Origin of the sequence: Methylobacterium sp. 17Sr1-1 (assembly GCF_003173775.1) — a bacterium.
Classification (GTDB): Bacteria; Pseudomonadota; Alphaproteobacteria; order Rhizobiales; family Beijerinckiaceae; genus Methylobacterium.
Map to the genome: position 1 here is coordinate 1,672,532 of NZ_CP029552.1, position 12,916 is coordinate 1,685,447.

Consider the following 12,916-nt stretch of genomic DNA (forward strand, 5'->3'; position numbering starts at 1 on the left):
CAAGATCGGTCGGGAGGAGACCATGATGCCCATGAAGCGGTTGCTTCTATCCGCCGGCTGCCTCGTGCTGTCGGCGCTGCCCGCCCTGGCTCAGACCAAGGTCAAGATCGGCGTCCTGAACGACATGTCGGGCGTCTACTCGGATATCGGCGGCAAGGGCTCGGTCGTCGCGGCGCAGCTGGCGGCGGAGGACTTCGCGGCGATCAGCAAGGACGTCACCGTCGAGATCGTCTCGGCCGATCACCAGAACAAGCCGGATATCGGCGCCGGCGTCGCCCGGCAATGGTACGACCGCGACGGCGTCGACGCCATCTTCGACGTGCCGACCTCGTCGGTCGCCCTCGCGGTGAGCCAGGTCACGCGCGAGAAGAACAAGATCTTCATCGATTCGGGCGCCGGCACCACCGACCTGACCGGGTCGCAATGCTCGCCCAACACGATCCACTGGACCTACGACACCTACGCGCTGGCGAACGGCACCGGCGGCGCCATGGTCAAGCGCGGCGGCGACAGCTGGTTCTTCCTGACGGCGGATTACGCCTTCGGGCAGTCGCTCCAGAGCGAGACCGCCGCCGTCGTCACCCGCAGCGGCGGCAAGGTCCTCGGCTCGGCCAAGGTGCCGTTCCCGGCGAGCGACTTCTCGTCCTTCCTGATCCAGGCGCAGGGGTCCGGCGCCAAGGTGATCGGGCTGGCGAATGCCGGCGGCGACACGATCAACGCCGTCAAGCAGGCGCACGAGTTCGGCATCACCGAGGGCGGGCAGAAGCTCGCGGCGCTCCTGTTCTACGCCCAGGACGCCAAGGCGCTCGGCCTCGAGACCGCCAAGGGGCTGGTGCTGACGGAAGCCTTCTACTGGGACCTGAACGACGGGACCCGGGCCTTCTCGGAGCGCTTCGCCAAGCGGGCGAACGGCAACATGCCGAGCATGAACCAGGCCGGCGTCTATGGCGGGCTGATGCACTACCTGAAGGCGGTCGCGGCGACGAAGTCGAAGGACGCGAAGGTCGTGATGGAGTGGATGAAGGCCAACCCGACCGACGATCCGCTGTTCGGCAAGGGGCTGGTCCGGGCCGACGGCCGCACGATCCACGACATGTACCTGTTCGAGGTCAAGAAGCCGTCCGAATCGAAGGGCCCCTGGGACGTCTACAACAAGCTCGCCACGATCCCCGGCGAGCAGGCCTTCAAGCCGATGAACCAGGGCGGCTGCCCGCTGGTGGGCAAGAGCTGAGAGCCGGTCCGGTCGGTTCCGAACGCCTCCGCGTCAGTCAGGGGCCGCGCAGCGGAGCCGGGACTGACGCCGGGAGCCCCGAGACCGTCGAGCAGGTGCCGGGATCGGGCGCAGGCGGGACGCGCGAGGCCCGCTCGCGCTCCGTGACGCTCCGGGACTGCACATCTAGTGGGCGAGCTTGCCCAGCTCCCGGCCGAGTTCCAGGAGGATCATGTCCACGAGGCGGAGCAGGAAGGGCTTGCGCGCCGTCGCGATCACCTCGCGCGCCGAGATGCACAGCTCGGCCGCCCGGTCGAGCGGATGCATGTCCGGGAGATGCATGTCCGGGAGATCCTGGGCGACCGAAGGAGCCTGGCCGTCGAGCTTGCTGTTCGTGATGTCGACGATGATGCCGCGCGCCCGCATCGGGCGCCCCTGCGCATCGTGATAATAGCGGGCGCGGACCAGGGCCCACTTCTCGACCCCCTCCTCCGGCTGCGTCCGATACTCGGCGACCAGGACGCCCGTTCCCTGCATCGCGCCCCGGATGGCGTCGTTCATCCAGTCGCGGTCGCCCGGATGATGTCCGGATACGAACATATCGAGGCTGAAGCCCGAATGGCTGGCCGATGCGGAGTCGATCCCATACAGACTTGCGACGATGTCGTCGCAATAGATCCGGTCGTTCGGTATATCCCAGTCCCAGCTGCCGACCGCTTGCGGGATATCGACGAAACGCGGCCGCAATGCCTCTTTGGTAAGCAATCTTCCCGATGCGCCCATGTGGCCCCCGTGCCGGCGAGAACGATCGATCATTCAGGATTCCCCTGAATATACCGCCAATGGGTGGGTGTCTTCAAATTTTTATCTGTGGCAAGAGACGCAAGCGCTGCCGATAATTCAAAATATATTGGAATTCTGGCGCGATTTGGCGCACGGTGAGTTAGGCGTGCTGATGCTGAGGACGATGCACAACTATCTGGTGTGCTAGCATTTGGCGTACAGCCATCGAAGCGTTGCGAATGCAACCATAGGATTTGTCAGTCGCAACATGCGTCTGATCAGGTTGCGTGCCGGCCAGATCATGACGGGATTTTACGCCCCAGACGATCGGCGTGCGCGCTGCCGGTGCAAGTCGATCGAAGCCGGCGAGGATTGTCGCGGTGAGGAGAGCAGGACCACCATGATCGTTCGATCAACTGTCCAGTGGTCCTGATCGTCTGCGAAAATCGGTCGTCTCCGGTCAACGAAAGTCGATGTCCTGGCTCTGGTCTCTGCGTCCGCCGCGAGCAACGGCGCAGATGCGGCAGGGCGCGCGGCGGCGCCCCGCCCGGCTCGCGCCCGTCAGGCGGCGAGAGCGCGGCTCTCCGTCGCGGCCCTGGCGGAGGCCGGCGACGCGTAGACGCCGTCGCCGGCCCAGTGGCTCGCGGACACCAGCGCGACCTCGAGCGTCACCTCACCCCGCGCCCCGGCCCACAGGGCGGCCGGCAGCACGGCGGAGCCATCCGTCCAGCGCCAGAGGTCGCCGGCCTGCCCCTGCACGAAGCTGAAGCCGGCCGCGAGGGCCGGGTCGTCGAGCGCGACGTCGCGGGAGAAGCCCAGCCCGTCGCGCACCGACAGTCCCCGCAGCGGCACGCCGAGGCGGCGCCGGTCGCCCGTCGTCGCGTCGAGCAGGTAGGGGGTGTAGGTGCGCGACATCAGGTGCAGGCTGCGCGTCCCGGCGGGGAGCGCGAAGCGGGCGACGTCCCCGCTCACGACCGGCCGGATTACCGCGCCGTCCGCCACGAGGTGCAGGTCGGGATCGCTGGTGATGGTCCAGCCGAGCGCGGCCGCCCGGGTGGCGAGCTGGGCGCGCACCGCTGCGACGAGCGCGCCGCCCTGCACCAGGGGGCGGCAGAAATCGGCGTGGCTGCGGGGTGCGAAGTCGGGGTGGAGCGTCACCGGGTCGCTGCCGTTCTCGAAGCCGGAGCGCACGCCGGTATCGAGGAAGCTCTCGGCGGGCAGCCCCTCGGCGAGGAGGACGTCGTGGCTGTCGAGCTCGACGTGCCAGTAGGTAACCTCGTCCACCGGCACCTGGGCGATGGTGGCGCCGTTCACCAGGTGCTTGATCGGGATCAGCACCTCCGCGACGACGCTCACGCAGACGGCATGGTCCGGCGAGAGCCAGACGTCCCGCTGCGGCAGGCCGTCGCCGAAGGCGCCGGCCAGGACCCGCACCGGCCAGACGGCGTGGGGGTCGCGGTGCCGGTCGCAGGCGACCCGGCGGCGGCCGATCCAGCGCACGGGACGGTGCGCGCCGGCGGCGGTCACCACGAGGTCGCCCTCCGCCAGCGCCTCGACCGGGACGTCGCCCTCCGAGGTGCGAATCAGCGTGCCGGTGGCAAAGCACGGGGTGTTCGGCCCGACCGGCGCGGTCACGTTGGCGGTGGTGACCGGGGTCACCACGCCGAGGGCCGGCGCCGCAACGCCGGACACGCCGATCGTCACCGGCGTGGCCAATCCGCCGCCGGTTACGTTGAAGTAATAGACGTAGTCGTCGTTGTCGGCCGCGCTGTAGCCGAGATAGGTTCCCGTCGCCCCTACCGTCGTCACGCCGCCGACGTTGAGATTGACGCCAACCGTCGAGTTCGGCTGATCGATGCTTCCATTGATCGTGACGGGAGTCGCGCCGGAGAGAAGGTTCGTTCCAGTGAACCCCCCGAGTGCATAGATGCCGGTTGTCGCCTGACTGGCGTTGAAGACTGTGTTGTCGAAGGTGACGGCCACAGCAATTCCCCCATATGGTTGGCCCGACCATCAACACAACCCCGAGTTGAGGTGTCAAGCCGGGGATATGCAGCTTGGCGTTGTGATCTTGATAAAAAATCGCGTGTTGCGAGCATGCCACAATCCTCTCGGGCGAGCGGTGGATCGCCAGAGGGCGATGGACGCGGCAGGGACCGTTGGGGCCGAGAAAGTTAAATCTGGGGTTGCGAAAAAATTTGTATGCAACCAACATAAGCCAACCCACCGATCCGGGCCGGGCAGACGCCGTCGCTTGAGCGCACGTCGCCGGACCCTGGTTTCGTACGAATAGTCTTCTGTCGAAGAGTTCATACAAGGAACTCGCATGTCCGCATTCGGTACAGAGACGGCCATCATCAGTCTCGGCGTGTCGTGCCAGACGGCGTGGCAGATCGATCGTCACGTCGATCTCCTGTCCGATCTGCTCGGCGAGCCGCTGGTGAAGGCGACCGGGCCGTTCGACTGGCTGATCATGCCGCCGGCGAGTTTCGCCAGCTGGATGGGCGCGGGCGGGCTTTTCCCCGACCACCCCGGGGAGATCGTAGTCCACCCGAATTTCTATTGGCCCCGGCACAACCTGCATTTCTGGCACGAATTCACCCGGGACGACGTGGTCGCCCTCGACGAGACGTTCGCGCAGACGAAGATGAAATTCACCTACCTGCTCGACAGGTTCTCGGGGCTGAAGACCTTTCGGCGCTGCCTGATCTTCGTCTCGAACACCCAGTCGAACCTCGACGAGGTGGTGCGCGTCTCGCCGACGATGAATTTCCATTTCGGCCGCGAGGCGATGGCGGCGCTGACGCGGGCGGTGCAGGACACGATCGGACCGGCCGGCGAGGTCCATTTCGTCACCGACCGCGACGGGACGGGCGCCGATCCGGACCCCGCCTGCCGCGTCCACCGGCTCGATCACCACAACCCGCACGTGCTCGGCGACGACGCGGCCTGGGCGGCGGTCTTTCGCGCCGCCCTCCGCCCGCGGACGGCGTCTGACCGCGCGGCCGCCTGACGAGCCCTCCCCCCTCTGGACGTCGGACGACTGCTCTCCTCCCGCTCGGAACGGATGCCCTCCCCATGATCGAGAGACCGCTCACCATCGTCGTCACCGGGACCGTCGAGGACCGGCTCAACACCAATGCGGCGATCAGGACCTACGTGGCGCGAGGCTTGCGCGATCTCGGATCGCACGCTGTGGTTGTAAAAGAGTTTGGCTGCGAGGCGCTGGCGGGTTTGCGCGGGGCCGACCGCGTGACGGCCGATCTGGTGCTGGCGGTGGGCGGCGTCGCGGTCGATGCGAGCAACCTGCGCAGCCTACGCCGATTCGCCGACCGGGCCGGTGCGGTCCTCGCCTTCTGGCTCCACGACGATCCCTACGAGTTCGACTACGCCTTCCGCCTGCGCGGCATCGCCGACATCGTGTTCAGCACCGACCGCTGGGCGGCGATGCATTACGGCGACGTGCCGGCGGCGCACCTGCCCCTGGCGGCCTGCCCGCACACCCATCTGCGGCCGGTCGATCGCTCGGCCCCGCGCGACCTCGCGCTGTTCTTCTGCGGCTACGCCTACCAGAACCGCATCGATTTCCTGCGCGAGGGCGCCCCCCTGCTGCGGCGCCACCGCACCGCCGTGTCCGGGGACCAGTGGCCGCAGGACCTGCCCTTCGCCCGCAACGAGCGCCTGTCGCCCTCGGCCTTCGCCGAGACGGCATCGCGCGCCCTCCTCACCCTCAATATCGGCCGCGATCTCAGCATCGCCAATGCGCGCTACAACCTGGCGCCCTCGACGCCCGGCCCGCGGACCTTCGAGGTCGCCTTGATGGGCTCGGCGCAGCTCTTCGTCGCCGAGAGCCTGGAGGTGCTCGACTACTTCGAGCGCGACCGCGAGATCATCCTGATCGACGGCGCGCGCGACCTCGAAGGCTGGCTCGAACGGGCCCGCGACGAGCCCGACGCCCTCCTAGCCGTGGCGGCGCGCGCGCAGGAGCGGGCCCTCAGCGAGCACACCTATGCGCGGCGGGCCGAGACGCTGCTGGGAGAGCTGCGCCTGCTCGGCCTGATGCCGCGCCGCGCCTCAGCCCCGGGGGCGGTGCCCCTCGCGATCGCGGCCGAATAGGCGGCGAGCCCGAAGCGACAAACCGAAGACGACGAACCGAAAACCGGCCGATCCGGCGCGGCAACGGGCGGGTGCAAGCCCCGTCCCGGCCGCCACACCATGGGCACGTCATGAGCATGACATTCCGCGTTCTCGTGCTGGACACCGCGGCGCAGACGCACAACTCCTACATCGCGCTGGCGATCGTCGACGCGTTGCAGCGACACCCGGCGGTCGAGTGGGTGGGCCAGGCCGATTACGGCAACGCCATCGACCTCTTCCGGCGCGGGGGCTGCGACACCCTCCTGGCGCTCGGCGGGTCCGGCGGCGACCTCGCGGTGCTCGGCCGCCTCTGCGCCATGGCGGCCCGCTCGGTGCTCTGGACCACGGAGGATCCCTACGAGCTCGAGGAGAACCGGCGCGTCGCCGCTCCCTTCGACCTCGTCTTCACCAACGATCTCGGCGTCCTGCCCGCCTACGGGGCGAACGCGCACCATCTCCCGCTCGCGGCGAGCCGGCTCTTCCACGACCTCGCCCCCATCCGCGACGACGACGCCTTCCTGTACGACGTCTGCTTCGTCGGCACCGCCTGGCCCAACCGGGTGCGGACGATCAACCGCATCATCGACGGGCTCGACCGGCCGCTGCGGATGAAGATCGGCCTGCCCACCAACCCGCACCTGCCGCCGGTCGTGCTCGGCGACGGATCGCTCGTCACCAACTGGCGGGTGCCGAATCCCGAGCTCGCCCGCATCGCCAACCGCAGCCGGATCACGCTGAGCCTGGAGCGCAAGTTCTCCTCCGCCCGGGCCGACCAGGCGAGCGGCACGACGCCGCCGCCGCGCCTGTTCGAGAACGCGCTCGCGGGAGCGTTCCAGATCGCGCTCGGCGGCCGGGCGGAGGCGACGCGCTACTTCACCGAGCGCGAGATCGCCTTCTGCGACAGCGAGGACGAGCTCCTGTCGGCGATCGCCCGGGCGCTCGACCACCCGCAGGAGCGCATCGCCATGGCGCAGGCCGCCCGCGAGCGGGCGCGGGCCGAGCACCTCTACGACCACCGCGTCGCCGCGATCCTCTCGGCGCTGACCGGCGTCGCCGCCCCGGCTCCCGCGCCCGCCGGCCGGGTGGAGGCCCGCAAGCGGCTTCTCCTCGTGACCCACAACGTGGCCGGGCATCTTCCCGGCGGCGGGGTCGAGGTCTACCAGCAGGAGCTCGCCGAGGGTGCGACGGCCTTCGACGTCTACACCCTGTATCCCCGGGTGGTCGACGGCGCCGCCGCCTACACGCTGATCGCCCACCGCACCGGCGAGCAGCACCTCTACGGCGTTCCCCACGCCGCCGGCATGGAGACCCTGCACGACGCCGCGCACGAGCGGGTCTTCGAGCAGATCCTGGTTGAGAACGACATCGACCTCGTGCATTTCCAGCACCTGATCGGCATGCCGCTCTCGCTGCCGCTGATCGCGCGGGCCTGCGGCGTCCCCTCGCTCTACACGTTGCACGATTTCTACCTCGTCTGCAGCCACTTCAACCTGCTCGACTACCGCGGCGGCTACTGCAACATCGCCGGGCGCTCGCCGACCGAGTGCGACATCTGCCTCTCGGCGAAGGGCATCCCGGCCGGCGCGCAGCAGCGCCGCCGCAACTTCGTCGCCCGGATGATCGAGGCCTTCGACGTCCTGGTCGCCAACTCGCCCTTCACGGCGAACTACCTGCGGGCGATCTACCCGGAGGTGCCGGCGGAGCGGATCAGGATCGTCGAGATGCTGACGCCCGCAAGCCACCGGAACCTCCGGGCTGCGGAGAGGGCCCCGGTCGGCACGGCCCTGCGGGTGGCGGTGCCGGGCAACTTCACCCGGCCGAAGGGGGCGGACACGATCCTGCGCGTCCTCACCGCCCTGCGCGACGAGCCGGTGGAGTTCCACATCCTCGGGGCGGTCCCCGATCCGGACCTCGACCGGCACCTGCGGGCGCTGGCCCTGCCGCGGGTGACCATCCGCGGCGGCTACGCGGTGCAGGACCTGCCGCGGCTGATGGCGGGGATGGACGTCTCGCTGCACCTGTCGACCTGGCCCGAGACCTACATGATCTCGCTCAACGAGGCCCGGGACGCCGGCGCGGTGCCGCTGGTCTCGGATCTCGGCGCACCGGCCGAGCGGGTGCGGGACGGCATCGACGGCTTCAAGGTCTCCCCCGACGATGCCGGGCACGTCTGCGACATCCTGCGCTCCTTGAGCCGCGACCGCGAGCGCCTGACGGCGATGCGCGACGCCGCCTCGTCCTGCCGCAGCGTGTCGCCCGCCGAGCACGTCGCCGCGCTCTCCGGCATCTATCGCGGGCTGATCGCCGAGAGTCCCGTCCGCCCGCCCGCGGCGCCGCTCCGCCCGGAGCGCGACTACATCCTGAGCCTGCGGGCCTGCGGCCTGCGCACCAACACCCCGTCCTGGGTCCAGGAGGGCAGCGGCTGGGACGCGCCGCCCCACCGTCCCGCCCGGGAGGCGCAGGCCCACACCCTGTGGCGCACCTTCCCGGCGCGCTTTTCCCATCTCGCGCGCCTGGAGCCGGGGCACGACCCGGTCCGCCTCAGCATCGACGCCGTGCAGGGCGACCACCAGCCGGCGGAATGGCCGCGGGTCGTGCTGCGCCGCGCCCTCTCGCTGCGGGGCTGGGCCTTCGTCGAGGGGCGCGGGCGGCCGCTCGACGTGATCCTCCACCTCAAGGGCGAGGCCCGGGAGATCTACGCGGTGAGCCCGCCAGTGGCGCGCGGCGACGTCCGGGCCCATCTCGCCGCGCCCGAGGCCGAGGCGAGCGGCTTCGCCTTCGACCTCGACCTCGACCTCCACGACCTGCACCCGGGCGCCTACGCGGTCCGCCTGCTGCAGATCTACGACGGCGTCGTCGCCGATCTCGGCCCCCTCGGGGAGATCGCGGTGACGCGCGGCGCGGCGCAGGCGGGCGCCCGAGACCCTGCCCGTGGTGAGGCGCCCGGAGCCGAGCCGGATCCCGACCCGACGCGCGGGGCCGGACAGGTCCGCACGGTCCGGGGCGACGGCGCGATCACCCGCGCCGATCCCGGCGGCGCCTCGGCGCCGGGCGGGTCGCTCGGCCTGGAGGGCTGGGCGGCGGACCGGGCCGGGCGGCGGGTGCTGCCGGACGTCGCCCTCGGCCTCCTGCGGCCGGGCGCGACCCCGGTCTGGATCCGGGCGGCGCGCTGCCGGGCGCCCGCCGCCCTCACCGCCGCCGACCCGCTCCTCGCCTTCGGGGGCTTCCGGGCGCAGATCTCCCCGGGCTTCGCGCCGCCCGGCCTGTACCGGGTCGTCGTCGCCCAGTCGGACCGCCGCGAGACCCTGCTGCACGAGACCGGACAGGCCGTGCTGATCCGCCCCGATCGCGTCGTGGGCCCTTGCGAGACGGCGCCCGTCGCCGAGGAGCCCGACCACGCGCCGCCGGAGCACCGGATCGCCCTCGACGAGGTCGAGACCGGGCCGGGCGACGCACCGGAGGGCGACCGCCACCTCTACCTGCGCGGCTGGGCCTGGGTGCCGGCCTTGGGCGGCGCGGACCGGGTCGCGCTCGACCTCGTGGGGGCGCAGGGCGCGCTCCGCGCCGGGCTCTCCCGGATGCGCCGCGACGACGTCGCCGCGCATCTCGGCGTGGCCGAGGCGGCGTGGGCGGGCTTCGAGGCCCTGGTGCCCTGCGGGGCGCTGCCGCCCGGCCGCTACGCGGCACGGCTGCGCTACGGCGCCGGCCCGGACGCGGTCCTGCTGCCCCTCGACCTCGTCCTCGACCTCGCCCTGCCGCTCGCGGCCTGACGTCCCCCGAGGCCCCGCCTCGAACCCCGCCCCGCGCTGCCGGAGAGAAGACAGGAGCATCCGCATGACCATCAGCGTCCACAAGGCCCGGCACGGGCTCCTCGCGCACTACGCCGAGGACCGCGTCATCGGCCAATCCCTGCGCCATTACGGCGAGTGGGCCGAGGAGGAGATCCACCTCGTCTCGCACTTCGTCCGGCCCGGCGACGTCGTGCTCGATATCGGGGCGAATGTCGGCAGCCACGCGGTCGCGTTCGGCCGGATGGTCGGCGAGAGCGGCCGGGTGATCGCCATCGAGGGGCAATCCCGGGCGAGCGACGTGCTCGCGCTCAACATCCGCCTCAACGGGATGGACCGGATCACCCGGATCGAGGGGCTGATCGGGCGCGAAACCCGGGTGATGCGCCTCGACGCCGGCGCGCAGGACGGCGCCGACAATCTCGGCTGCGTGTCGTTCCGCGGCGTCGTCGGCGCGCCGGAGACCGAGCGGCCCGCCCTGCCGGTCCCGCTCTTCACGGCCGACTGCCTCGCCCTGCCGGCCTGCCGGCTGATGAAGATCGACGTCGAGGGGATGGAACTCGACGTGCTGCTCGGCGCGACGGGCACCCTCGCCCGCCACCGGCCGGTGATCTACTTCGAGCAGACGAGCCCAGTGAATTTTGCCGAGATCGTCGCCCTGCTGCGCGACGCCGGCTACGGCCTGCGCTGGCACGTCGCCAACCCGTTCAACCGGCGAAACGCCAACGGCTATCCTCTCAACATCTTCGGCGGCACCTGCGAGGTCAACGTGCTGGCCGTCCCGCAGGACCACGTCTGGACGCCCCCGCCGGGCCTCGACCTGCCGCCGGTCGAGGGCGACCGCTACGACCCGCCGCCGAGCCCGACCGGCCTCGACGGCTGGAGCCTGCCGGAGGACGCCTATGCCGGCCTGCCCCCGGTACTCCACCGCGCGATGATCGCGCTGCCGGAGCCGGAGGGCTTCGTGTCCCGGCACGATCACGAGCAGCTCGAGCTGCGCTTCCGCGACCTCGAGCGCGACCGGATCAAGGCGCAGGAGATCATGGATCACCAGGCCCGGATCATCGCCGAGGCACAGGCGTCGGCGCGGGTCGCTGCCGGCCTCCCCGGGGAGCTCGAGCCCGCATGATCCTCGCCGAGCCCCGCCCCGCCGCCGTCGCCGCCCGCGACATCCTGCTGATCGGCCACAGCCACACCCAGTGCATCGTCGCGGCGCTCCAGGCCCGCGCCGCCCCGGTCGGCTGGGGCATGATCGGGCTGCCCTCGGGCGGCAGCCCGGTGGTGGCGACGGAGGACGGCATCCGCCTCGACCCCGCGATCGAGGCGGATCTGCGCCGCCGCATCGGACCGGGCACGCTGTGCATCTCGACGATCGCCGGCAACGCCCACAACGTGCTCGCCCTGATGGCGACGGAGCCGCCCTTCGACTTCCACATGCCGGGGGAGACCGGACCGCTCCTGCCCGGGGCCGAGCCGATTCCCTACGCGACCATCCGGCTCTCCGTCCGGCAGATCCTCCACGAGGGCGACCTGTCGATGCTCTACGCCGCCCAGGCGGCGGTGCCGGAGCTCTGCTTCCACATCGAATCGCCACCCCCCTTGCGCGACGAGGCGCTGATCCGCGCCCGGATGGACCCGTACTTCCTGGAGCGCCACCCCACGGCACGGGTGGCCGATGCGGGCTTGCGGCTGAAGATGTGGCGGCTGCACTCCACCCTGTTCGCCGAGGCCTGCGAGGCGCTCGGCCTCACCTTCGTCCCGGCGCCGAAGGCGGCGATGGACCCGGACGGCTTCCTGCGCCCCGAACTCGCGCACCCCACCAGCTCGACCCACGCCAACGAGGCCTACGGCGCGCTCGTCGCCGACCAGATCGAGAGGCTCGCCCGATGAAGCACCCCTACGAGCAGGCGCCGCCCTACACCAAGTGGCGCCACGCCGTGGCCGCGCCGGCGCCCGGGGCCGTCGATCCGGGAATCGGCTTCCCGTTCCGCCTAAGCCACCGGGACCGGGTCGCCACGGCGGGGAGCTGCTTTGCCCAGCATATCGGGCGCGCTCTGCGCGCCCGCGGCTTCTCGCACTACGTCACCGAGACCCCCCACCCCTTCGTCGCCAACGTGGCGGCATCCTGCGCCTACGACCAGTTCTCGGCCCGCTACGGCAACGTCTACACCTCGCGGCAGATGCTGCAGCTCGTCCGGCGGGCGCTCGGCCTGTTTACGCCCGCCGACCGCGCCTGGGCCGGGCCGCAGGGCGGCTGGCACGATCCCTACCGCCCGACCGTGCAGCCCGGCGGGTTCCTGTCGGTCGAGGAGCTGGAGACCGACCGGGCGCGGCACCTCGCCTGCGTGCGCCGCCTGATCGAGGGGCTCGACTATCTCGTCTTCACCCTCGGGCTCACCGAGGCCTGGGTCTCGGCGGTCGACGGCGCGGCCTACCCGCTCTGCCCGGGCGTCGCCGCCGGCCGGTTCGATCCGGCGCAGCACCTGTTCGTCAATCTCGGGGTCGACGAGATCGTGGCCGACGTCGAGGCGTTCCTGGCGCTGATCACCGCGGTCAACCCGGCCGCCCGGCTGATCCTCACCGTGTCGCCGGTGGCGCTGGCGGCGACGGCCGAGGACCGGCACGTGCTTTCCTCCAACACCTATTCCAAGGCGGTCCTGCGGGTCGCGGCGGAGATCCTGGCGCGCCGGCACCCGGAGACGATCGGCTACTTCCCGTCCTACGAGATCATCACCGGCATCCAGAGCCGCGGGGCCTACCTGCTCGACGACCTGCGCTCGGTGAGCGACGAGGGCGTGGCGCAGGTCATGGCGAGCTTTGCCCGCAACGCCACCCGGGAGGCCGAGCCGGCGCCTGCCGCCGCCCCGCCCGTCCCACGGCCGGACGGCCTGTTTCGCGACCTCGCCCGCCTGATCGCGGCCGAATGCGACGAGGCGATGCTCGGCGCCTGACGTTCCGGAACGGTCGCGGGCAAACGGCCGATCGACCGTCTCGGATT

9 protein-coding genes are annotated in these 12,916 nt (G+C 71.0%); 7 read left to right on the forward strand and 2 right to left on the reverse strand.

Going from position 1 to position 12,916, the window contains the following annotated elements; genetic code table 11:
* Positions 1–25 precede the first annotated feature (25 nt).
* Positions 26–1,231, forward strand: a complete 1,206-nt coding sequence (locus DK412_RS07500) for an ABC transporter substrate-binding protein (protein WP_109971443.1) — start codon at positions 26–28, stop codon at positions 1,229–1,231.
* Positions 1,232–1,396: 165 nt separating this feature from the next.
* Here DK412_RS07500 and DK412_RS07505 read toward each other — a convergent pair whose 3' ends face one another.
* Both DK412_RS07505 and DK412_RS07510 read right to left on the reverse strand, forming a co-directional pair.
* A complete protein-coding gene (locus DK412_RS07505; protein WP_109971444.1) occupies positions 1,397–2,026 on the reverse strand; it encodes a PAS domain-containing protein in 630 nt (209 codons plus the stop codon).
* A gap of 528 nt (positions 2,027–2,554) precedes the next feature.
* The gene (locus DK412_RS07510; protein ID WP_162596142.1) at positions 2,555–3,802 is read right to left on the reverse strand and encodes a Hint domain-containing protein; all 1,248 of its coding nucleotides are present in this window, start codon (positions 3,800–3,802) and stop codon (positions 2,555–2,557) included.
* A 517-nt stretch (positions 3,803–4,319) separates the two neighbouring features.
* Here DK412_RS07510 and DK412_RS07515 point away from each other — a divergent pair.
* From DK412_RS07515 to DK412_RS07540, 6 genes are all read left to right on the forward strand, one after another.
* Positions 4,320–5,006 (forward strand): hypothetical protein, encoded by a 687-nt coding sequence (locus DK412_RS07515; protein WP_109971446.1) that lies wholly within the window; start codon positions 4,320–4,322, stop codon positions 5,004–5,006.
* A 65-nt stretch (positions 5,007–5,071) separates the two neighbouring features.
* A complete protein-coding gene (locus DK412_RS07520; protein WP_109971447.1) occupies positions 5,072–6,109 on the forward strand; it encodes a glycosyltransferase in 1,038 nt (345 codons plus the stop codon).
* 116 nt (positions 6,110–6,225) lie between these two features.
* Positions 6,226–9,900: a glycosyltransferase gene (locus DK412_RS07525; RefSeq protein WP_162596143.1), complete on the forward strand. Its 3,675-nt coding sequence runs from the start codon at positions 6,226–6,228 to the stop codon at positions 9,898–9,900.
* A 64-nt stretch (positions 9,901–9,964) separates the two neighbouring features.
* On the forward strand, positions 9,965–11,047 hold the full coding sequence (locus DK412_RS07530) for an FkbM family methyltransferase (RefSeq protein ID WP_109971449.1): 1,083 nt from the start codon (positions 9,965–9,967) through the stop codon (positions 11,045–11,047).
* The gene (locus DK412_RS07535; protein WP_109971450.1) at positions 11,044–11,808 is read left to right on the forward strand and encodes a hypothetical protein; all 765 of its coding nucleotides are present in this window, start codon (positions 11,044–11,046) and stop codon (positions 11,806–11,808) included. Before DK412_RS07530 ends, DK412_RS07535 begins: the two co-directional genes overlap by 4 nt.
* Positions 11,805–12,869, forward strand: a complete 1,065-nt coding sequence (locus DK412_RS07540) for a GSCFA domain-containing protein (protein ID WP_109971451.1) — start codon at positions 11,805–11,807, stop codon at positions 12,867–12,869. Before DK412_RS07535 ends, DK412_RS07540 begins: the two co-directional genes overlap by 4 nt.
* Positions 12,870–12,916 lie beyond the last annotated feature (47 nt).